Here is a 21,165-nt window from a genome sequence, read left to right as displayed (position 1 = left end):
CACGGTCGTACGACGGTGCGGGTGAGGCGTCAGCCGCGGTCGGTGCCGCCCACGTGGTGCACCCGGACCATGTTGGTGGTGCCGGGGACGCCGGGGGGCGAACCGGCCGTGATGACCATCGTGTCGCCGGCGTTGTAGCGGCTCAGCTTCAGCAGCTCCGCGTCGACGAGGTCCACCATGGCGTCGGTGTTGTCCACGTGCGGCACGACGTGGGCCTCGACGCCCCAGCTCAGCGCGAGCTGGTTACGGGTGGACTCGTCCGTGGTGAAGGCCAGGATCGGCTGCGCCGCCCGGTAGCGGGACAGCCGGCGGGCCGTGTCACCGGACTTGGTGAAGGCGACCAGCGCCTTGCCGTCCAGGAAGTCCGCGATCTCGCAGGCTGCCCGGGCCACCGAACCGCCCTGGGTGCGGGGCTTCTTGCCGGGGACCAGCGGCTGCAGGCCCTTGGAGAGCAGCTCCTCCTCGGCGGCGACGACGATCTTCGACATCGTCTTGACCGTCTCGATCGGGTACGCGCCCACGCTGGACTCGGCGGACAGCATGACCGCGTCCGCACCGTCCAGGATCGCGTTGGCGACGTCGGACGCCTCGGCGCGGGTCGGTCGCGAGTTGGTGATCATCGACTCCATCATCTGGGTCGCCACGATCACCGGCTTGGCGTTCCGCCGGCAGAGCTCCACCAGGCGCTTCTGCACCATCGGGACCTTCTCCAGGGGGTACTCGACAGCCAGGTCGCCACGGGCGACCATCACACCGTCGAACGCCATGACGACGCCCTCCATGTGCTGGACCGCCTGCGGCTTCTCCACCTTGGCGATGACGGGGACCCGGCGGCCCTCCTCATCCATGATCTTGTGGACGTCCTTGACGTCGTCGGCGTCGCGCACGAAGGAGAGCGCGACCAGGTCGCAGCCCATCCGGAGGGCGAAGCGCAGGTCCTCGACGTCCTTCTCGGACAGGGCCGGGACGTTGACCGCCGCGCCCGGGAGGTTGATCCCCTTGTGGTCGGAGATGACACCGCCCTCGATGACGATCGTCCTGACCCGGGGGCCGTCGACCGAGACGACCTTGAGCTCGACGTTGCCGTCGTTGATCAGGATCGGGTCGCCCTTGGCGACGTCGCCCGGCAGGCCCTTGTAGGTGGTGCCGCAGATCGACTTGTCACCGGGGACGTCCTCGGCGGTGATGGTGAACTCGTCCCCGCGGACCAGTTCGACGGGACCCTCGGCGAACTTCGCCAGGCGGATCTTCGGGCCCTGGAGGTCGGCGAGAACGCCCACCGCCCGGCCGGTCTCGGCGGCGGCCAGGCGGACACGGTCGTAACGACCCTGGTGTTCCTCGTGGGAGCCGTGGCTGAAGTTGAATCGGGCCACGCTCATGCCGGCCTCGATCAGAGCGACCAGCTGCTCATGGGAGTCGACGGCGGGACCGAGGGTGCAGACGATTTTGGAACGGCGCATGAGGCGGATCCTATCGGTTTGTTTCACTGCGGAATATTCCGGCTGGTGGAAGATACAAAGGGGCGCGGGGGTGCTCAGTTGTCGACCTGTCCGAGCGATTCGGCCTGCCCGGAGTGCGCGGTCCGTCCGGCCTGTTCGACCAGCGCAAAGGTCTGGCCGGCGATCTCCAGCTCCTCGTCCGTCGGCACCACGGCGACCGCGACCCGCGCGTATTGCGGCGAGATCAGCCTCGGTTCGCCGGACCGTACGGCGTTGAGGCCGGCGTCCACCGCCAGGCCGAACTCTTCGAGGCCGGCGATCGCAGCCTCCCGTACCGGTGCCGAGTTCTCGCCGACCCCCGCCGTGAACACCACGGCATCCACCCGCCCGAGGACCGCCGAATAGGCGCCGATGTACTTCTTGAGGCGGTGCACATAGATGTCGAACGCCAGCGCCGCCCGTTCGTCGCCCTCGTCGATCCGCCGCCGGATCTCCCGCATGTCGTTGTCGCCGCAGAGCCCGACCAGGCCGCTCTTCTTGTTGAGGAGGGCGTCGATCTCGTCGACCGACATCCCGGCCACCCGCTTGAGATGGAAGGTGACCGCCGGGTCGACGTCCCCGGACCTGGTCCCCATCACCAGCCCCTCCAGCGGGGTCAGCCCCATCGACGTCTCCACGCAGCGGCCGCCCGCCACCGCCGAGGCCGAGGCGCCGTTGCCCAGGTGCAGCACGATGACATTGACCTCCTCCGGGGCGCGTCCGAGCAGCTCGGCGGCCTTGCGGGAGACATAGGCGTGCGAGGTGCCGTGGAAGCCGTAGCGACGGATCCGGTGGGCGTCGGCGGTCTCCACGTCGATCGCGTACCGCGCGGCGTGCTCCGGCATCGTCGTGTGGAACGCCGTGTCGAAGACGGCGACCTGCGGCAGGTCGGGGCGGAGCGCCTGCGCCGTACGGATGCCGGTGATGTTCGCCGGATTGTGCAGCGGCGCCACCGGGACGAGCCGCTCGATCTCCGCCAGCACCTCGTCGGTGATCACGGTGGGCTCGGTGAAGCGCAGCCCGCCGTGGACCACCCGGTGGCCGATCGCCGCCAGCTCGGGGGAGTCCAGCCCGAGCCCGTCCGCGGCCAGCTCCTCGGCCGCCGCCTTCAGCGCCGCCGCGTGGTCGGCGATCCTGCCCTTGTGCTCGCGGGTCTCGGCGCCGCCGCCGGTCAGCGGGGTGTGCACCAGGCGGGAGGTCTCCTCACCGATCCGCTCCACCAGGCCGACCGCCAGCCGGGAGCGGTCGCGCATGTCGAGGAGCTGGTACTTCACCGACGAGGAGCCGGAGTTGATGACGAGTACGCGATGGGCCTGCACGGCGGCGGAACCTTCCTTGGTGGGGGTGGTGGTCATACGGCTCACTCCTGGGCCTGGGCCTGGATCGCCGTAATGGCCACGGTGGTGACGATGTCCTGGACCATGGCGCCGCGCGACAGGTCGTTGACGGGCTTGCGCAGCCCCTGCAGCACCGGGCCGACGGCCACCGCGCCCGCCGAGCGCTGCACGGCCTTGTACGTGTTGTTGCCGGTGTTCAGGTCCGGGAAGATCAGCACGGTCGCCTGCCCCGCCACTTCCGAACCGGGCAGCTTCGTCGCCGCCACACTCGGTTCGACCGCCGCGTCGTACTGGATCGGACCCTCGATCCTGAGGTCCGGCCGGCTCTCGCGAACCCGGTCCGTCGCCTGCCGCACCTTGTCGACGTCGACGCCCGTGCCCGAGGTGCCCGTCGAGTACGAGAGCATCGCGATCCGCGGCTCCACGCCGAAGCGGGCGGCGGTGGCGGCGGACTGGACGGCGATGTCCGCGAGCTGTTCGGCGTCCGGATCCGGGTTGACCGCGCAGTCGCCGTACACCAGGACCTTGTCGGCGAGGCACATGAAGAAGACCGACGAGACGATCGAGGCGTCCGGCTTCGTCTTGATGATCTCGAACGCGGGACGGATCGTCGCCGCCGTGGAGTGCACGGCGCCGGAGACCATGCCGTCGGCCAGGCCCTCCTGGACCATCAGGGTGCCGAAGTAGTTGACGTCCGAGACCACGTCGTACGCCAGCTCCACCGTCACCCCGCGGTGCGCGCGCAGCTGCGCGTACCGCTCCGCGAAGGCCTGCCTCAGCTCGGAGGTCTGCGGGTCGATGAGCTGGGTGCCGGCGAGGTCGATACCGAGGTCGGCGGCCTTCTTGCGGATGACGTCGAGGTCGCCGAGCAGGGTGAGGTCGCAGACGTCACGGCGCAGCAGCACATCGGCGGCGCGCAGCACCCGCTCCTCGATGCCCTCCGGCAGCACCACGCGGCGCCGGTCCGAGCGGGCCTGCTCAAGCAGGTCGTGCTCGAACATCATCGGCGTGACACGGCCGCTGCGGGCGAGTGAGATCCGGTCCAGCAGGGCGCCGGTGTCGACGTGGCGCTCGAAGAGACCGAGCGCGGTCTCCGCCTTGCGGGGCGTCGCCGCGTTCAACTTTCCCTCCAGCGCGAAGAGTTCGCCCGCGGTGGGGAAGGATCCGCCGGCCACCGACACGACCGGGGTACCCGGTGCGAGCCGTGCGGCCAGCTTGAGTATCTCCTCGCCGGGGCGCTCGTCCAGGGTCAGCAGCAGGCCGGCGATGGGCGGGGTGCCGGCGCTGTGCGCGGCGAGCGAACCGACCACCAGATCCGCCCGGTCCCCGGGCGTGACCACGAGACATCCGGGGGTCAGCGCCTTCAGCAGGTTCGGCAGCATCGCGCCGCCGAAGACGAAGTCCAGCGCGTCCCTGGCCAGCCCCGCGGCGTCGCCGAGCAGAATCGTTCCGCCGAGTGCCGCGGTGATCTGGGCGACCGTCGGAGCCGAGAGCGCGGCATCGTCCGGCAGGACCGAGCAGGGGACGGGCAGCTGTGCCGCGAGCCGCTCGGCGATCGTGTCGCGGTCCTCGGCCGCCACCCGGTTCACCACCATGGCGAGGACGTCGCAGCCCAGACCGGCGTACGCACGGTAGGCATTGCGCGTCTCGGCCCGTACGGACTCCGCGTCCTGCCCCTTCCCGCCGACCACCGTGATCACCGAGGCGTCGAACTCATTGGCCAGCCGGGCGTTGAGCGCCAGCTCGTCAGGGAGCTGGGTGGCCGCGAAGTCCGTGCCGAGGACCAGCACCACCTCGTACGCACGGGCCACCCGATGGAAGCGTTCGACGAGCCGCGAGACCAGTTCGTCGGTACCCTGCTCCGCCTGCAGTGCCGATGCCTCGGCGTAGTCCATCCCGTAGACCGTCGACGGGTCCTGGGAGAGCCGGTAGCGCCCCCGCAGCAGTTCGAACAACCGGTCGGGCCGGTCGTGGACCAGCGGGCGGAACACGCCGACCCGGTCCACCTGGCGCGTCAGGAGCTCCATGACTCCCAGATCGACGACCTGGCGGCCGTCTCCCCGGTCGATCCCTGTCACGTACACGCTCCGCGTCACGCGTGCTCTCCCGTCGTTCTTGTCCGGTTGGCGTCGTATCGCCCTGTTGACGATACCTGCGCGGGCGGACACGCCGCCCGCCGGGCGAATGGCCCTGTCGGGGTGCCGGAAAACCGCTGTCGCGCCCGGTGCACGTCCGGCGCGCCGCCCGGGCGGCAGCCGAGAGCACGAGGTCCAGACCTGACGTGGGACAATCGCTGTGGCTCACGGTACGGGGGATTCTTCAGGCACCCTCGGAATGCACGGCACTAGCGAGCAGGAGATACAGCACGATGCGCATCGGAGTTCTCACCGCAGGCGGCGACTGCCCAGGCCTGAACGCAGTGATCCGGTCGGTCGTGCACCGCGCCGTGGTCGGTCACGGCGATGAAGTGATCGGCTTCGAGGACGGCTTCAAGGGACTGCTCGACGGCCACTTCCGGCCCCTCGACCTCAACGAGGTCAGCGGCATCCTCTCCCGCGGCGGCACCATCCTCGGCTCGGCCCGACTGGAGCGCGACCGGCTGCGCGAAGCCGCCGAGAACTGCGAGGAGCTGAGCCGTCGTTACGGCATCGACGCGCTGATCCCGATCGGGGGCGAGGGCACGCTGACCGCGGCCCGGATGCTGTCGGACGCCGGGATGCCCGTCGTCGGCGTCCCGAAGACCATCGACAACGACATCTCCGCCACCGACCGCACCTTCGGGTTCGACACGGCCGTCGGCGTCGCCACCGAGGCCATAGACCGTCTCAAGACCACGGCCGAATCGCACCAGCGGGTCATGGTCGTCGAGGTGATGGGCCGGCACGCGGGCTGGATCGCGCTGGAGTCCGGCATGGCGGGCGGTGCGCACGGCATCTGCCTTCCCGAACGTCCGTTCGAAGTCGCCGACCTGGTCAAGATGGTCGAGGAACGCTTCGCGCGCGGCAAGAAGTTCGCGGTCATCTGCGTCGCCGAGGGCGCGCACCCGGCCGAGGGCTCGATGCCGTACGCCAAGGGTGCGATCGACCAGTACGGCCACGAGCGCTTCCAGGGCATCGGCAACCGCCTCGCCGTCGAGCTGGAGACCCGGCTCGGCAAGGAGGCCAAGCCGGTCATTCTCGGCCATGTCCAGCGCGGCGGCACGCCCACCGCGTACGACCGGGTGCTCGCCACGCGCTTCGGCTGGCACGCGGTCGAGGCGGTGCACCGCGGCGACTTCGGCCGGATGACGGCGCTGCGCGGCAACGACATCACGATGGTTCCGCTGGCGGACGCGACCACACAGCTGAAGACGGTGCCGAAGGACCGGATGTACGAGGCCGAGTCGGTGTTCTGACCGGCGCCGGGCGCCGGGCGGGCCGACCCGCCCGCCCGGCGGACCCGCGGCGACCGGGCCGCCCGGCCGCGCGACGGCCGGTTTCCCGCTCAGCCCTTGACCGCGCCGCCCAGGGTGAATCCTCCGCCCAGACGGCGCGAGATCAGGATGTAGAGCAGCAGCACCGGCGTCGAGTACAGGATCGAGAACGCCGCCAGCTGCCCGTAGACCACCGATCCGTAATTGCCGAAGAACGTGAAGATCGAGACGGATGCGGGGAGCTGCTCGGGGGAGAGCAGCAGCATGAAGGGGACGAAGAAGTTCCCCCACAGCATGATGAAGGTGTAGATCGTCACCACACCCAGCCCCGGCCCCATCAGGGGCAGCACCACGCGGACCAGGGTCTGCAGCATCGACGCCCCATCGGTCCAGGCCGCCTCCTCCAGCACCTTCGGCACCCCGTCCATGAAGTTCTTCATCAGCCAGATGGCGAACGGGAGTTGCGCGGTGGCGAGGAAGAGCGCCGTGCCGTACATCGTGTCGATCAGATCGACCTGGACGAAGAGCCCGTACACCGGCACCATGATCGCGGTGATCGGCAGGCACGTGGTGAACAGGATCGTCAGCAGATAGGGACGGTTGAGGCGCGAGCGGTAACGGGACAGCGGATACGCCGCCAGCGCCGCGCACACCACGGTCAGCAGCGTCGCGCCACCGCACAGCAGCAGGCTGTTCAGCATCGGCGTGAAGGTGATCTCGTCGGTGAGGACCGCACCGAAATTGTCCAGGGTCGGCGACGACGGCAGCCGGACCCGCAGATCGGCGCTGCCGTCCACCGAGGCGAACAGCAGCCACAGCAGCGGCAGTGCGAACGCAGCCGCGACCAGCAGCAGCGCTCCGTCGGACGCCAGTCGCGCGCGGGTGCGGCGGGACGCCATCACACCTCCACCTTCATCAGCCGCAGATAGACGACCGAGAACAGCGACCCGACGAGCAGGAGCAGCAGCGCCACCGCCGTCCCGTATCCGATCAGGCTGTTCACGAAGGCCTGGTCGTACATGAACACCGGCAGCGTCTGGCTGCGGTTGCCCGGACCGCCGCGGGTCATCGCCCAGATCAGCCCGAACACGGAGAGCGTGGACAGGGTGTTGAGCATCAGATTGGTGCCGATGGAGCGGCGGATCATCGGCAGGGTGATATGCCACAGCCGGCGCGGCCCGCTCGCCCCGTCGACCTCGGCGGCCTCCGTGATGTCCTGCGGTATCTCGGCCAGCGCGGCCGAGTAGATCAGCATCGAGAACGCCGTCCCGCGCCACACGTTGGCGAACGACACCGCCAGGATCGGCAGCGTGAACAGCCAGTTCTGTCCGGGCAGATGGAGCCCGTGCAGGATCGCGTTGAGCGTGCCCTCGCGGCGGAAGAACGCGTACAGCAGGAACGCCGCGACGATCTCCGGCAACACCCAGGCCGTGACGACGAGGGCACCCGTGACGGTCCGCACCGGACGCGACGCGGCCCGCATCAGGCCGGCGAGCGCCAGCCCCAGCGTGTTCTGCCCGACGATCGAGGACAGGAAGGTGAAGACGAGCGTCAGCCAGACGGCGTTGCGGAAGTCGTCGTCGGCGAACGCCCGCCGGAAGTTGGCGAGACCGACGAAGTCGGAGGAGGACGAGCCGGTCAGCTGGGTGTTGGTGAAGGCGATCCAGACGCAGTAGACGATGGGGCCCGCGAGGAAGAGCAGCAGCAGGGCGGTGGCCGGGGCGATCGGCAGCCACCGCCCCGCCCGGTGCCACCGCCGTGCCCCGGTTCCCGCCGTGGAGGCGCTCACTTCGTGACGACCGCGCCGTCGACGATCGTCCGCAACTGCTCGTCGTACTCCTTGGCCGCCGACTCGGGTGACCCGTCCCCGGTCGTGACCTTCTCCATCGCCTCGCCGACGGCCGTCGACACCTGCGGATAGACCGGCAGCGCCGGACGGTAGTGGGTGTACTGCACCAGACCGGTGAAGAACTTGATGCCCGGCATGGAGTTCAGATACCCCGGGTCCTTCGCCACGTCCTTGCGCACCGCGATCTGCGCGTCCACCACGTCCCACTTCGCCGCGTTCTTCGCGGTCTGCATCGTCTTGACGAACTCCCAGGCCAGATCGGCGTTCCTGGCCTTCTGCGGGATCGCCCACGTCCAGCCGCCCGACATGGACACCTTCCCGGGCGCCTGACCGTTCTGGGTGGGCATCGGGGTCTGGGCGAGCTCGGTCTCCCACGCGGGCCACGCCCTGGGCCCGTCGTTCACCCAGTTCTGGCCCATCCAGGAGCCGTCCAGCGAGATCGCCAGCTTGCCCTCGGGGAACCACTCGGTGGCGACGTGTGTACCGATGTTGGGGTCGAGGGCGTCCGACGGATCCGGTCCGAGTTTCTCCCCGTACACCGTCCGGACGAACCCGAGCGCGTCCCGGAACCCCTGTCCGCCCGCCACCCACTTCTTGGCGGCGGGGTCGTAGAGGGGGTCCGCACCGGTTCCGTACAGCAGCATCTCGAAGCCCTGCATCACGGCCGCCTCGCCCGGCCCCTTGCCCGTGTACACGTTCAACGGGATGACGCCGGGAACCTTCTTCTTGATCGCGCGTGCCGCCGTGAGGATGTCCGCCCAGCTCTTCGGCTGCCAGTCGGCGGGCAGCCCCGCCTTGGCGAAGATCTTCTTGTTGAACCAGAGTCCGCGGGTGTCGGTGCCGTCCGGGACGCCGTACGTCTTGCCGTCCTCCGCCTTCGCGGCGGCCTTCGCCGTGTCGACGAACTGGCCCCAGGTGTCCCACTTGGCCAGATACGTGTCCAGCGGGTGCAGATAGCCCGCCTTGATGTCGGAGTTGATCCGGAAGGTGTCCTCGTAGACCAGGTCCGGCGCCGTCTTCGGCGACCGCATCATCTGCTGCGCCTTGGTGGCGTAGTCGTTGTCCGGTGCCTGGATCGGAATCAGTTTGATCTTCTTGCCGGGGTGATCCTTCTCGAACTGCTTCTTCATCGATTCGAGAAAGGCGTCCTTGAACCGGATCTTGTTGTCCGTGGAGCGGTTGTACGCGACCTTCACGGTGTCCGGATCACTGCCGGAACCGGACGAGCACGCCGTCAGCGAGCCGGCAGCCAGCAGGGTGGCTGCGGCGGCGAGGATCAGCGGGGCAGTGGGGCGCACGGGCACGACCTCCTCTTAGCCACGGGGGCTGAGACCGTGACGGTAGGACCGGCCGGTCGGCAAGGTCAATGCCCGTGCAGGAAGCGCTTGTTGTGCCGGCGACGGCGGCCGGATGCGCACTCAGCGCAATTCGGTCACCCACCGATAGTGCAGCTCCGGCCGCCCGATCTGCCCGTACTGCGGGCTGCGTACGGCGCGCCCCGTCGACACCAGATGCTCCAGGTAGCGGCGCGCGGTGATCCGTGAGATGCCCAGCTCCACGCCGGCGGCGGCTGCCGTCACCCCGTCCGGGGAAGCCCGCAGCGTGCGCGTCACCGCCTCCAGCGTCGGTCCGCTCAGCCCCTTGGGCAGCCGTACCGGCTCCGGGGCCCGCAGCGCTCCGAGCGCCCGGTCCACCTCGTCCTGACCGCTCGCCTCACCGGCCGCCGCACGGAACTCGGCGTAACGCACCAGCCGGTCGCGCAGGGTGGCGAAGGTGAACGGCTTCAGCACGTACTGGACGACACCGAGCGACACCCCCTCCCGGACCACCGCCAGATCACGCGCCGACGTCACGGCGATCACGTCCGCCGAGTGCCCGGCGGCCCGCAGCGAACGCAGCAGCTGCAGGCCGTGCCCGTCGGGCAGGTACAGATCCAGGAGAAGCAGGTCGACGGGGGTCCGGTCCAGCGCCCGCACCGCCTCGGCGCGGGAATGCGCCACCGCGGCCACGGCGAAACCGGGCACCCGGCCCACGTACAGCTGATGGGCGTCGGCGGCCACGGGATCGTCCTCGACGACCAGTACCTGGATCACGAGGTGGACTCCTCGGGCACGAGTGCGGCGGGCGTCCGCGAGGGGGGCATCTGCGCGGGGGACAGCGGCAGCCGTACGGTGAACTCCGCGCCGCCGTCCGGGCTCCCGCCCACGGCGACCGTCCCGCCGCCGCGGTGTACGGCCTGCTGCACGAGCGCGAGGCCGAGCCCACGGCCGGCACCGTGCGTCGACCAGCCGCGGTGGAACACCGTGGCCGCGTCCCCGGGATCGACCCCGGCCCCGGTGTCGGCGACCCGCAGCAGCAGCTCACCGTCATTGGCGAGTGCGGTCACGGTGACCCGGGCGCGGCCGGCCGGGGCGCCGCGCCGATCGGGAACCGACGCGCCGCCTGCCGGCTCCGAAGCCGCGTCCACCGCGTTGTCGATCAGATTGCCGAGGATCGTCACCAGATCGCGCGACGGCAGCGTCGCGGGCAGTGCGCCGTCGTCGATCAGACTGTCGTCCGCGAGCACCAGTTCCACACCCCGTTCGTTCGCCTGCGCCGCCTTGCCCAGCAGCAGCGCCGCCAGCACTGGTTCCGCGACCGCCCCGACCACCCGGTCGGTCAGCACCTGGGCGAGCCGCAGCTCCGCGGTCGCGAAGCCGACCGCTTCCTCCGCCCGGCCGAGCTCGATCAGCGAGACGACCGTGTGCAGCCGGTTCGCCGCCTCGTGCGCCTGCGAGCGCAGCGCCTGGGTGAACCCCCGCTCCGAGTCCAACTCGCCCGAGAGCGCCTGGAGTTCCGTGTGGTCTCGAAGGGTGACGACCGTGCCGCGCCGCTCACCGCCCACCACCGGGCGGGTGTTGACCACGATCACCCGGTCCACCGTCAGATGCACCTCGTCCACCCGCTTCTCGGAGGCGAGCAGCGCCCCGGTCAGCGGCGCGGGCAGTTCCAGGTCGGCCACCCGGCGCCCGACCGCGCCCGGCGGCAGCCCGAGCAGCTCCCGGCCCGCGTCGTTGATCAGCGCGATCCTGCGCTGTCCGTCGAGCATCAGCAGCCCCTCGCGCACCGCGTGCAGGGCGGCCTGGTGGTAGTCGTGCATCCGGCTCAGCTCCGCGGCGTTCATGCCGTGCGTGTGGCGCCGCAGCCTCGCGTTGATCACATACGTACCGATGCCGCCGAGGGCGAGCGCCCCGCCCGCCGCGAGCCCGAGCGCGCCGAGCTGCGCCCGTACCTGCGAGGAGACGCGCTCGACCGTGATGCCCGCGCTGACCAGGCCGGTGATCCTGCCGCCGTCCCGGATCGGCGTGACGACCCGGATCGACGGCCCGAGCGTGCCGGTGTACGTCTCCGTGAAAGTCTCCCCGCGCAGCGCCCGCGCGGTGTGCCCGAGGAACGTCTCCCCGATCCGGGCGGTGTCGGGGTGGGTCCAGCGGACCCGGTCCGGGCCCATGATCGTGACGAAGGCGATCCCGGTGTCCTTGCGGACCTTCTCCGCGTACGGCTGCAGTACGGCGGACGGGTCCGGGGTGCGGATCGCTTCCCGTACGGACGGCGAGTCGGCCACCGCCGTCGCCGCCGCCGTGACCTGACGGGTCGCGGTCTCCTCCGCCTGTGCGCTGCCGGAGACGTACGTGAAGACGGCGCACCCCGCCACCACGGCCGCCACCAGCACCACCTGCATCGCGAAGAGCTGGCCGGCCAGGCTGCGCGGAAGGGCGCGGGGGAGAGACATGGCCACAGTGTGCCTGGCCGAAAACATATGAACGAAATGCACGTAAGGGTGACCACGGTCACAGCAGGCGGGATATTCGCCGGGGCCCCCGGGGACGGGGGACGGACAGGGACGAGCCGAGGAGAACCCCCGTGGGAGTGCCAGCCGCCAGGCGGGACCGTACGCAGTATCTGTATCTCGCCGTGATCGCCGCGGTGGGGCTCGGCATCCTGGTGGGCTTCGTGGCCCCCGGGGTGGCCGTGGAGCTCAAGCCGATCGGTACCGGCTTCGTGAACCTCATCAAGATGATGATCTCGCCGATCATCTTCTGCACGATCGTGCTGGGCGTCGGTTCGGTCCGCAAGGCCGCCAAGGTCGGTGCCGTCGGCGGGCTCGCGCTGGGCTACTTCCTGGTCATGTCGACCGTGGCCCTCGCCATCGGCCTGCTGGTCGGCAACATCCTGGAACCGGGCCAGGGCCTCCACCTGACCGAAGCGGTGCGCGCCGCCGGCGAGAAGCAGGCGGCGGGCGCGAGCGAGTCCACCGTGGACTTCCTGCTGGGGATCATCCCGACGACGATGGTCTCCGCCTTCACCGAGGGCGAGGTGCTCCAGACCCTGCTCATCGCCCTGCTGACCGGCTTCGCGCTGCAGGCCATGGGGGCGGCGGGCGAACCGGTCCTGCGTGGCATCGGCCACATCCAGCGGCTCGTCTTCCGTGTCCTCGCCATGATCATGTGGGCGGCCCCGGTCGGCGCGTTCGGTGCGATGGCGGCCGTGGTCGGCGAGACCGGCGTCGACGCGCTGAAGTCCCTCGCCATCATCATGGTGGGCTTCTACCTGACCTGTGCGCTCTTCGTCTTCGTGGTGCTCGGCACGATCCTGCGACTGGTCGCGGGCGTGAACCTGCTGCTCCTGCTGAAGTACCTGGGCCGAGAGTTCCTGCTGATCCTCTCCACCTCGTCGTCCGAGTCCGCGCTGCCGCGGCTCATCGCCAAGATGGAGCACCTGGGCGTCAGCAGGTCCGTCGCCGGGATCACCGTGCCCACCGGCTACTCCTTCAACCTGGACGGCACCGCCATCTACCTGACGATGTCCTCGCTCTTCATCGCCAACGCCATGGGTGACCCGATGAGCGCCGGTGAGCAGATCTCCCTCCTGCTCTTCATGATCGTCGCCTCGAAGGGGGCGGCGGGCGTCACCGGTGCGGGCCTGGCGACGCTGGCGGGCGGTCTGCAGTCCCACCGTCCCGGACTGGTCGACGGTGTCGGTCTGATCGTCGGCATCGACCGGTTCATGAGCGAGGCCCGCGCCCTGACGAACTTCGCGGGCAACGCGGTCGCCACGGTGCTGGTCGGTACCTGGACCAAGGAGATCGACAAGGAGCGGGTCGACCAGGTGCTGTCCGGCTCCCTCCCCTTCGACGAGAAGATGATCACGGACGAAGGCCGGGCGGAGCCGCATGTGCCGGAGTCCAGGGACGGCGACGACGAGAGGCCCGCGCTGGCGAAGGCGTGACGAGCGGTAGGTGCGGCCGGTACGGGAGTCCCGTACCGGCCGCACACGTCTTCCGGTCGCGCGGGTCAGCCGAACGGGATGTGGACGACCGACTGGTTACCGATTCCGACCGTGCTGGAGCCGTTGCCGATGGCGTTCCAGATCTCCACCCTGACCTTGCCGTTCACCAGATTGCCCTGGGTTCCGGTCGACGCCATGAGCCCCTTGCTCTGCGTGTAGTGCTCGTAGCCGGCCACGGGGTCGGTGGGGAAGTAGTTGTACGTCTCCGTCCGGTCCCAGGTCCCGTCGCCCGTGCGGTCGTAACTCACCCTCACCTGCTGCCCGTCGGCGACACTCGTGCCGGCGTCGACGAACAGGTCGAACTGCGTGGATCCGCCGTTGTACGTCCGGGTGACGCCGGAGGCGGTGAAGGTCTGCGGGCTGTGCGGGGTGCCGTCGTAGTTGGCGCCGCCCGCCGAGGCGAGGGTCGCGGTGGAACCCGACGTCTCGGCCGTTCCGAGACCGCCGCCGGATCGGAGCGTGAGGTCGGAGGAGCCGGACGGCGGGTCGGTCGGATCGGTGCCGCCACCGCCGCCCTTGGTCCACACGCCGACGTAGTCGACGAGCATGGGGCGGCCCGGGACGGTCTCCGCGGTCGGGGTGCTGCCGGCCAGCGCGTTGGGGAACGCGCCGCCGATCGCGAGGTTGAGCAGCACGAAGTATCCGGCGTGCTCGGTCATGTTGGCCCACGTCCCGGCGTCCAGCTGGCTCTGGGTGACGGAGTGGAACTGCTGGCCGTCCACGTACCAGCGCAGCGCGTTGGGCGTGACGGAGCGGTCCCATTCGAAGGTGTACGTGTGGAACGCGGACTGGCAGCTCGATCCGGGGCAGGCACGGTTGCTCGCGATCCCGCTCGTCTCGTTGCAGGGACCGCCCGGATTGACGCCGCAGTGCAGCACGCCCCAGACGGAATTGATCCCGTTGACGTTCTCCATGATGTCGAACTCACCGATGCCCGGCCAGTTCCAGTAGTTGCCGCGGTACGGGGAGCCGAGCGCCCAGAACGCGGGCCAGTAGCCGAGCGCCGCGTTCCCGGTGACGTTCGGCATCTGGATCCGGCTCTCGATGCGCAGGGTGCCGCCCGCCGGGGCCTTGAAGTCGGAGCGGGTGGTCTCGATCCGGCCGGAGGTCCAGTTGCCCGCGCCGTCCCGGAGCGGGGTGATCCGGAGGTTGCCGTTGCCGTCGAGGCTGAGGTTGTCGGGGCTGGCGGTGTAGTTCTGGATCTCACCCGTGCCCCAGTCGGCCGGGCCGCCCGGATAGGCGTGGCCGGTGTCGATCTGCCAGTTCGCGGCCGAGGGGAGGGAGCGGTCGGCGCCGTTGAAGTCGTCGCTCCACTTCAGGTCCCAGCCGGATGCCGGGGGGACGGCGCCGCGTGCGGACCCGGAGCCGAGGACGGTGGCCAGTCCGGCCAGGACCAGCGCCATCACGGTCAGTGCGGCGAGGGCGGTGGTGCGTCTGTGCGGTGTGGAGGCGGGGGAGCGGACGGACAGGGGAATGCGGCTCGCGTTCAAGGAACACCTCTCCGGTGGGGACGGGGGGGAACAGGAACGAAGTGCCGGTCTTGAGAGCGCTCTCAGCCTTTTGTAGGTGCACGCGAGGGGGCCGTCAATGGCGCTGCGCTCTTAACTTCCTGAATGCATAGGGCAGTTGGGATGCCGACGTGGGCGCTTCCGGGTTGCGGGGTCCCGCGTTTGCCTTGACGTCGGCGTCAAGGATTACCGTCGCATCATGCGAATCGGGGAGCTGGCCGAGCGGGCCGGGACGACGACGCGGACGCTGCGTTACTACGAGTCACGCGGTCTGCTGCCTGCCCGGCGGGCCGTGAACGGGTACCGCACGTACGACGAGGGTGATCTGCGGCTGCTGCAGCAGATCAGGACCCTCCAGGACTTCGGTTTCGACCTGGAGGAGACCCGGCCGTTCGTGGAGTGCCTGCGGGCCGGTCATCCGGCCGGCGACGCCTGTCCCGCCTCGCTCGCCGTCTACCGGCGCAAGCTCGGCGAGCTCGACTCGCTCATCGAGCAGCTCCAGTCGGTCCGCGCCCAGGTGGGCACGGAGCTGGCACGAGCTGAACTGGAGGCCGAGGCCGAGCTCCCTGGCGGCCCGGAGCCACGTTGTGAACTGGGAGGATGACAGATGATTCATGCAGAGGGCGTGGCCGAGGTCACGGACGCCACCTTCGACGGGGAGGTGCTGGGGGCCGAGCTCCCGGTGCTGGTCGAATTCACCGCCGACTGGTGCGGCCCGTGCCGCCAACTGGCCCCGGTGCTGAGCGCCGTCGCCGCCGAGGAGGCCGGGCGCATCAAGGTCGTCCAGCTCGACGTCGACGCCAATCCCGGGATCACCAGCCGGTACGCGGTGCTGTCGATGCCGACCCTGATGGTGTTCCGGTCCGGCGAACCGGTGAAGTCGATGGTGGGCGCCCGGCCCAAGCGCAGGCTCCTCCAGGAGCTCGAGGACGTGTTCCAGAAGGCGTGAGTCGCAACGCTCAGTAGTTGCCACCTCCGCAGCCACCGCCGCCGCAGCTGCTGCCCCCGCAGCTGTGGTGGTGGCCACCTCCGTCGTGCGAGGAGCCGTACGAGCCGTAGGAGCCGTGCGAGCCGTAGGAGCCGTGCGAGTCGTGAGAACTGCCGGACCCGTGGGAGCCGTGATGACCGCCGGCGTCGGGGTCCCTGTCGTAGGGATCCCCGTCCAGCGCCTTGCCGTACTTGACCAGCATCCGCCCCACCGACGGCAGCCGGCTCACGCCGCTGTCCCGCTGTCGCGGGAGCCGGCGCTCGCCGGGCAGTCCGCCCCGCCCGTCGAACACCACGGCGCCCACGGAAGCCGCCGCCCAGGGCTCGCCCTTGCGCAGGGCCGCGAGCCGCCGGCGCCCCGCCGGGGTCAGCAGGCCCCGAGCGGGGCAGAGCACCCGTACGGTCAGCGCGCAGACCGCCACCGCCAGGAGCGGGAGGGTGTGTCGCAGGCCCTGAGGGCCGGCGAAGGCGGCCAGGACCGCGCTGCCGAACGCCACGAAGTCGAGGGCGCGCGCGGCGAACAGGCGGGCCCGTGCGCGTGGCGGGGTGAGCAGCAGACCGTACGAGACCAGCTGCTCGCCGACCTCGCGCACGGCCGCCGTCCGCACCGCCCGTACCCGCAGCAGAGCGGGTCTCGCGGCGTTCGCGGTCCGCCACTCCTCGACCAGGGCATGCTCCACCGGGTGCTCGGCCACCGTCCCGGGCTCCAGCAATCGCAGCCGTACCCCCGATCCGATCATGACGCTGCTGTCACGGCCCCAGAGCGTATGGAGCGCCGCCTCCACCACCCGCGTCGGTCCGCCCGCGAGGAACGCCGCATCGTACGGCCCCAGCTCGGGCGTGCGCCCCCGCCGCCACCGCGGCAGTACGCGCCGGCCGGACAGGGCCAGGCAGGAAGCGGCGGCGACCAGCGCGGCCGAGATGTCCGAGCGTATGAGTGTGCCCCACATGACAGCCCCCGATCCGGACGTGCTCCGGATGAATGTGCGTATGTGAGGGATATCTCCGCCTGTGCTCCCGTCAACCCGAACAGGGCTGATTCCAGAGCTTGTTCTGAGGTTCCGCCGCGCGCCGGCGAGAGGGGCCCCGGCGTCCGCGGACGCCCGGACCCCCTCGGTCGTGTCAGGCCGGCTTCAGCCAGACCGTCGCAAGCGGCGGAAGCGTCAGCACGATGCTGCTCGGCCTGCCGTGCGCACCCATGGAATCGGGCTTCAGCGGACCGGCGCAGCGCACGTCGCTGCCGCCGTACCGGGCCGCGTCCGTGTTGAGGACCTCCGCCCAGGCGACCGGATCGCCGAGCACGTCCGGCACACCGAGCCGGTACTCGTTCCGGACCACCGGGGAGAAGTTGCAGACGGCGAGCAGCGGCGCACCGTGCGCGTCGTGACGCAGGAAGGCGAACACGTTGTCCTCGGCCGCGTCGCCGACCACCCAGGAGAATCCCTCCGGCGCCGTGTCGCGCTGCCAGAGCGCGGGAGTGCTGCCGTAGACCGCGTTCAGATCCTTCACCAGGTTGCGCACGCCCCGGTGGTCGCCCTCCGCCGCGTACGACGGGTCGAGCAGCCACCAGTCCGGGCCGTGCCCTTCGGACCACTCGGCGCCCTGCGCGAACTCCTGGCCCATGAACAGGAGTTGCTTGCCCGGATGGGCCCACATGAAGCCGAGGTAGGCCCGGTGGGTGGCGCGCTGCTGCCACCAGTCACCGGGCATCTTGCTGACCAGTGCCTGCTTGCCGTGCACCACCTCGTCGTGCGAGATCGGCAGTACGTAGTTCTCGCTGTACGCGTACACCATCGAGAACGTCATCTCGTCGTGGTGGTACTTGCGGTGCACCGGCTCCTTCGACACGTACTCCAGGGAGTCGTGCATCCAGCCCATGTTCCACTTCAGCCCGAAGCCGAGCCCACCGAAACCTCCGGGGCCGACATGGTGGGTCGCGCGCGTGACCCCGTCCCAGGCGGTGGACTCCTCGGCGATGGTGACCACGCCCGGATTGCGCCGGTAGACGGTGGCGTTCATCTCCTGGAGGAAGGCGACCGCGTCCAGATTCTCCCGGCCGCCGTACTCGTTGGGCGTCCACTCCCCGTTCTCGCGCGAGTAGTCCAGGTAGAGCATCGAGGCGACGGCATCGACCCGCAGCCCGTCGATGTGGAACTCCTCGCACCAGTAGGTGGCGTTGGCCACCAGGAAGTTCCGTACCTCCGTGCGACCGTAGTCGAATTCGAGCGTGCCCCAGTCCGGGTGAGCGGCACGGGACGGGTCCGAGTGCTCGTACAGCGGGCGGCCGTCGAACTCCGCGAGCGCCCATTCGTCGCGCGGGAAGTGCGCGGGCACCCAGTCGACGATGACGCCGATGCCGGCCCGGTGCAGCGCGTCCACGAGATGACGGAAGTCGTCCGGTGAACCCATGCGCGAGGTCGGGGCGTAGAAGCCGGTGACCTGATAGCCCCAGGAGCCGCCGAAGGGATGCTCGGAGACCGGCATCAGCTCCACATGTGTGAACCCCAGATCGCGTACGTAGGAGGGGAGTTGATCGGCGAGCTGCCGATAGGTGAGACCCGGACGCCAGGACGGCAGATGCACCTCGTACACCGAGAACGGTGCCTCGTGCACGGGGACGTCCCCGCGGTGCGCCATCCACTCCTGGTCCCGCCACTCGTGGTGCGAGGCGGTCACGATCGAGGCAGTGGCGGGCGGCACCTCGGTGCGGCGGGCCATCGGGTCGGCGCGCACCGTGTGCGAACCGTCCGGGCGGCAGATGTCGAACTTGTAGAGCGTGCCCTCACCGATCGCGGGGAGGAACAGCTCCCACACGCCGGTCGACCCGAGCGAACGCATCGGGAAGCCGGTGCCGTCCCAGTAGTTGAAGTCGCCGACGACCCGCACACCGCGGGCATCGGGCGCCCAGACGGTGAACCGGGTACCGGCGACGCCCTGGTGCTCCATGGGCTGCGCGCCGAGGGCGGTCCACAGCTCCTCGTGCCGTCCCTCACCGATCAGATGCAGATCGAGATCGCCCAGCGCGGGCAGGAAGCGGTACGGGTCCTGGACCTCGGTCTCGTTGTCGTCGTAACCCACCAGGAGCTGGTACTCGGGAACGGCGGGCATCGGCAGCAGCCCGGAGAACAGGCCGTCCCCGTCGTCGTGCAACTCCGCCCGCAGCCCCTTGGCGAGCACGGTCACGGAGCGCGCGTACGGACGCAGTGCGCGGAACGCCACGCCGCCGCGGACCAGGTGCGCGCCGAGTACATCGTGCGGGGCGTGGTGCTCACCGGCGAGCAGCCGTGCCCGGTCGCCGCCGTCGAGCACCCGTGCCGGACGTACCCCGCGGCCACCGGGCACACCGGGCCCGCGCCGGGGTCGTGGCGATGCCGCGCCGGCGGCGGGCTTCTCCGCCGGCTTCTTCCGTTCGACCGAGGGCGCCGCCGGCGATCCCTTCGACGGCGCGGGGGCCGGCTCCGCCGCGGCCGCCGGGCGGGCCGGGGGCGCGGGCCGTTGCGCCGGGGCTGCCGGAGCCGATGGGATCGACGCGGCCGTCGGGGACGATGGGTTCGCCGGGGCCGCGGATGGCGTGTCGGCCGCCTGAGCTGCGGGGGCCGGGAGGGGCCTGCCGGCCGCTGGGGCCGGGGTGGCCGTAGAGGTCGCGGCGGTAGCCGGGGGCATGAGGTCGGCGGCCGGCGGCGGGGCCACGCCGGGTTCGGGCGCGTTGCGGGACGGCTTGCGGGCGGTCACAGGGACAGCCTCCTCGGAGGGTGTTGACGATAGGGGCGGGCAGGGGCGGGCGCGTGCGGGGAGCAGGCCACCCGGCCCGGAACGGCGGTGCGCGGGGGCGTCAGTCGTCGGCGGCGGCCAGCCGGTGGATCGCGGCCATCGGGACCGGCAGCCAGTCGGGCCGGTGCCGGGCCTCGTACAGCACCTCGTACACCGCCTTGTCCGTCTCGTGGGCCCGCAGCAACTCCGGTTCGCTGCGCGGATCGACGCCGGCAGCCTCCCCGTATCCGTCGCAGTACGCCGCCCGGCAGCGGGCCGCCCACTCGGGGTTCCACGGACGGTGCGAACGGGCCGCGTAGTCGAACGAACGGAGCATGCCCGCGATGTCGCGCACCGGCGGTTGCGGCCGGCGGCGTTCCAGGAGCGGGCGGGTGGGCTCCCCCTCGAAGTCGATCAGCGACCAGAAACCGTCGGCCGCGCGCAGGGTCTGACCGAGGTGGAGGTCGCCGTGAATGCGCTGGGCGGCCCAGCTGCGTCCCTCGTGCCCCAGTGCGGCGACGGCCTCGAAGGCGGTGCGCAGCCCTGGCACGTACGGCACCAGCGCGGGCACCGCCTGGGCGGCGGCCTCCAGTCGCCGCATCATGCCCGCGGCGAGATATTCGGTCTGGGCGCGGCGCAGCAGGGGCGTCGGCAGCGCGGTGGCGAGCGCCGTGTGCACCTCGGCGGTGGCACGGCCGAGGGCGCGGGCCTCACGGGTGAAGTCGTGGCCCGCGGCCAGGGCCCGCAGCGCAAGCTGCCAGCCGTCCTCCACGCCACGCAGGAACGGCTGCAGAACACCGAGGGTGAGCGGCTCCGGGCCCGTCGCCTCGAACCAGGCGACGGGTTCCGGAACTCGCCCGCAGCCCTCCCGGGAGAGGGCGAGCGGCAGTTCCAGATCCGGATTGGTTCCCGGGAAGACCCGGCGGAAGATTTTCAGGATGTAGGCGTTGCCGTAGACGAGCGAGGAGTTGGACTGCTCCGCGTCGAGCACCCGCGGGGTGAGCCCGGCGGGGATGGGGGCGGCGCCCCGTGCGAAGCGGAGCGGGCCGAGGGTGCCGGGGGAACGGAAGCGTTCCAGCAGAAGTTCGGCGAGACGCGGGTCGTGCAGCCCCTCGTAGACCGACAGGCCGGCGAGCGGCCCCTCCTTCGGATGGCCGATGAGTGCGGGGGCGAGCCGCGGCGGCAGCGTCGCCCTCACCCCGAGCAGCATTTGGTAGCAGTCCTCGGGCGACTGGGCGGGCATGGACGGCTGGTGGACCCGGACCAGCAGATGGAGCAGTCCGGGTGCGCCACCGGTGCGGGCGCCGGTTGAATCGGTGTCCACCGGCAGTATTTCGGTCGCCGAGACAAGGGAGAAAGCCGTGACCGGCTTCCCCTTGCCTGCGAACCACCGCTGCCTGGGCAGCCATTCGTGCAGCAGTGGTGCGAGTGACGGGAGCAAGGCTGTGCTGTTGGCGAGGGCGACCCGAGTGGATGCAGCCTCCGACATGGCATCGCGTCCTTTCCCCGGGCACAC

General features: G+C 70.6%; 16 protein-coding genes. 4 read left to right on the top strand and 12 right to left on the bottom strand.

Annotated elements, in window-relative coordinates; translation table 11 throughout:
- Positions 1-29: 29 nt before the first annotated feature.
- The 3 genes from pyk to pta all read right to left on the bottom strand — a co-directional run bounded on the left by pyk (position 30) and on the right by pta (position 4,911).
- Positions 30-1,460: a pyruvate kinase gene (gene pyk, locus ACFVXE_RS10945; protein WP_389670725.1), complete on the bottom strand. Its 1,431-nt coding sequence runs from the start codon at positions 1,458-1,460 to the stop codon at positions 30-32.
- A gap of 74 nt (positions 1,461-1,534) precedes the next feature.
- The gene (locus tag ACFVXE_RS10940) at positions 1,535-2,833 is read right to left on the bottom strand and encodes an acetate kinase (RefSeq protein ID WP_389670724.1); all 1,299 of its coding nucleotides are present in this window, start codon (positions 2,831-2,833) and stop codon (positions 1,535-1,537) included.
- A gap of 5 nt (positions 2,834-2,838) precedes the next feature.
- Complete coding sequence (gene pta / locus ACFVXE_RS10935) at positions 2,839-4,911, bottom strand: phosphate acetyltransferase (protein WP_389670723.1); 2,073 nt, start codon at positions 4,909-4,911, stop codon at positions 2,839-2,841.
- 272 nt (positions 4,912-5,183) lie between these two features.
- Between pta and ACFVXE_RS10930 the strand changes: the two genes are divergently transcribed.
- Positions 5,184-6,209 (top strand): ATP-dependent 6-phosphofructokinase, encoded by a 1,026-nt coding sequence (locus ACFVXE_RS10930; RefSeq protein ID WP_389670722.1) that lies wholly within the window; start codon positions 5,184-5,186, stop codon positions 6,207-6,209.
- 89 nt (positions 6,210-6,298) lie between these two features.
- Here ACFVXE_RS10930 and ACFVXE_RS10925 read toward each other — a convergent pair whose 3' ends face one another.
- From ACFVXE_RS10925 to ACFVXE_RS10905, 5 genes are all read right to left on the bottom strand, one after another.
- Positions 6,299-7,126: a carbohydrate ABC transporter permease gene (locus ACFVXE_RS10925; protein ID WP_389670721.1), complete on the bottom strand. Its 828-nt coding sequence runs from the start codon at positions 7,124-7,126 to the stop codon at positions 6,299-6,301.
- On the bottom strand, positions 7,126-8,016 hold the full coding sequence (locus ACFVXE_RS10920; RefSeq protein ID WP_389670720.1) for a carbohydrate ABC transporter permease: 891 nt from the start codon (positions 8,014-8,016) through the stop codon (positions 7,126-7,128). Before ACFVXE_RS10920 ends, ACFVXE_RS10925 begins: the two co-directional genes overlap by 1 nt.
- On the bottom strand, positions 8,013-9,374 hold the full coding sequence (locus ACFVXE_RS10915) for an extracellular solute-binding protein (RefSeq protein ID WP_389670719.1): 1,362 nt from the start codon (positions 9,372-9,374) through the stop codon (positions 8,013-8,015). The genes ACFVXE_RS10920 and ACFVXE_RS10915 overlap by 4 nt, the downstream gene beginning before the upstream one ends.
- Before the next feature lie 120 nt (positions 9,375-9,494).
- A complete protein-coding gene (locus ACFVXE_RS10910; RefSeq protein WP_389670718.1) occupies positions 9,495-10,169 on the bottom strand; it encodes a response regulator in 675 nt (224 codons plus the stop codon).
- Positions 10,166-11,848: an ATP-binding protein gene (locus ACFVXE_RS10905; RefSeq protein WP_389670717.1), complete on the bottom strand. Its 1,683-nt coding sequence runs from the start codon at positions 11,846-11,848 to the stop codon at positions 10,166-10,168. Before ACFVXE_RS10905 ends, ACFVXE_RS10910 begins: the two co-directional genes overlap by 4 nt.
- Positions 11,849-11,979: 131 nt before the next feature.
- Here ACFVXE_RS10905 and ACFVXE_RS10900 point away from each other — a divergent pair, with 131 nt between their 5' ends.
- Entirely contained in the window at positions 11,980-13,344 is a 1,365-nt protein-coding gene (locus ACFVXE_RS10900) for a cation:dicarboxylate symporter family transporter (protein ID WP_389670716.1), read from the top strand.
- Positions 13,345-13,409: 65 nt separating this feature from the next.
- Here ACFVXE_RS10900 and ACFVXE_RS10895 read toward each other — a convergent pair whose 3' ends face one another.
- On the bottom strand, positions 13,410-14,807 hold the full coding sequence (locus tag ACFVXE_RS10895) for a glycoside hydrolase family 16 protein (protein WP_389670783.1): 1,398 nt from the start codon (positions 14,805-14,807) through the stop codon (positions 13,410-13,412).
- 304 nt (positions 14,808-15,111) lie between these two features.
- Here ACFVXE_RS10895 and ACFVXE_RS10890 point away from each other — a divergent pair, with 304 nt between their 5' ends.
- On the top strand, positions 15,112-15,516 hold the full coding sequence (locus tag ACFVXE_RS10890) for a MerR family transcriptional regulator (protein ID WP_389670715.1): 405 nt from the start codon (positions 15,112-15,114) through the stop codon (positions 15,514-15,516).
- A gap of 3 nt (positions 15,517-15,519) precedes the next feature.
- On the top strand, positions 15,520-15,861 hold the full coding sequence (gene trxA / locus ACFVXE_RS10885; protein ID WP_389670714.1) for a thioredoxin: 342 nt from the start codon (positions 15,520-15,522) through the stop codon (positions 15,859-15,861).
- Between the two features lie 10 nt (positions 15,862-15,871).
- Here trxA and ACFVXE_RS10880 read toward each other — a convergent pair whose 3' ends face one another.
- The 3 genes from ACFVXE_RS10880 to ACFVXE_RS10870 all read right to left on the bottom strand — a co-directional run bounded on the left by ACFVXE_RS10880 (position 15,872) and on the right by ACFVXE_RS10870 (position 21,138).
- Complete coding sequence (locus ACFVXE_RS10880) at positions 15,872-16,849, bottom strand: TIGR04222 domain-containing membrane protein (RefSeq protein WP_389670713.1); 978 nt, start codon at positions 16,847-16,849, stop codon at positions 15,872-15,874.
- A gap of 172 nt (positions 16,850-17,021) precedes the next feature.
- Complete coding sequence (gene glgB, locus ACFVXE_RS10875) at positions 17,022-19,631, bottom strand: 1,4-alpha-glucan branching enzyme (protein WP_389670712.1); 2,610 nt, start codon at positions 19,629-19,631, stop codon at positions 17,022-17,024.
- A 100-nt stretch (positions 19,632-19,731) separates the two neighbouring features.
- A complete protein-coding gene (locus tag ACFVXE_RS10870) occupies positions 19,732-21,138 on the bottom strand; it encodes a phosphotransferase (protein ID WP_389670711.1) in 1,407 nt (468 codons plus the stop codon).
- Between the last annotated feature and the right edge of the window lie 27 nt (positions 21,139-21,165).

Source organism: Streptomyces sp. NPDC058231, from assembly GCF_042882275.1.
Taxonomy (GTDB): domain Bacteria; phylum Actinomycetota; class Actinomycetes; order Streptomycetales; family Streptomycetaceae; genus Streptomyces.
The sequence above is the reverse complement of the archived record's forward strand: the minus strand, read 5'-3'. Positions and strand labels throughout refer to the sequence as shown.

Excerpts from the sequence above, each read along its gene's own strand:
- ACFVXE_RS10940 (WP_389670724.1), bottom strand. The coding sequence starts at position 2,833 with ATGACCACCACCCCCACCAAGGAAGGTTCCGCCGCCGTGCAGGCCCAT.
- ACFVXE_RS10905 (WP_389670717.1), bottom strand. The coding sequence starts at position 11,848 with ATGTCTCTCCCCCGCGCCCTTCCGCGCAGCCTGGCCGGCCAGCTCTTC.
- pyk (WP_389670725.1), bottom strand. The coding sequence starts at position 1,460 with ATGCGCCGTTCCAAAATCGTCTGCACCCTCGGTCCCGCCGTCGACTCC.
- ACFVXE_RS10890 (WP_389670715.1), top strand. The coding sequence starts at position 15,112 with ATGCGAATCGGGGAGCTGGCCGAGCGGGCCGGGACGACGACGCGGACG.
- ACFVXE_RS10930 (WP_389670722.1), top strand. The coding sequence starts at position 5,184 with ATGCGCATCGGAGTTCTCACCGCAGGCGGCGACTGCCCAGGCCTGAAC.
- ACFVXE_RS10870 (WP_389670711.1), bottom strand. The coding sequence starts at position 21,138 with ATGTCGGAGGCTGCATCCACTCGGGTCGCCCTCGCCAACAGCACAGCC.
- ACFVXE_RS10895 (WP_389670783.1), bottom strand. The coding sequence starts at position 14,807 with ATGGCGCTGGTCCTGGCCGGACTGGCCACCGTCCTCGGCTCCGGGTCC.
- trxA (WP_389670714.1), top strand. The coding sequence starts at position 15,520 with ATGATTCATGCAGAGGGCGTGGCCGAGGTCACGGACGCCACCTTCGAC.
- ACFVXE_RS10925 (WP_389670721.1), bottom strand. The coding sequence starts at position 7,126 with ATGGCGTCCCGCCGCACCCGCGCGCGACTGGCGTCCGACGGAGCGCTG.
- ACFVXE_RS10880 (WP_389670713.1), bottom strand. The coding sequence starts at position 16,849 with ATGTGGGGCACACTCATACGCTCGGACATCTCGGCCGCGCTGGTCGCC.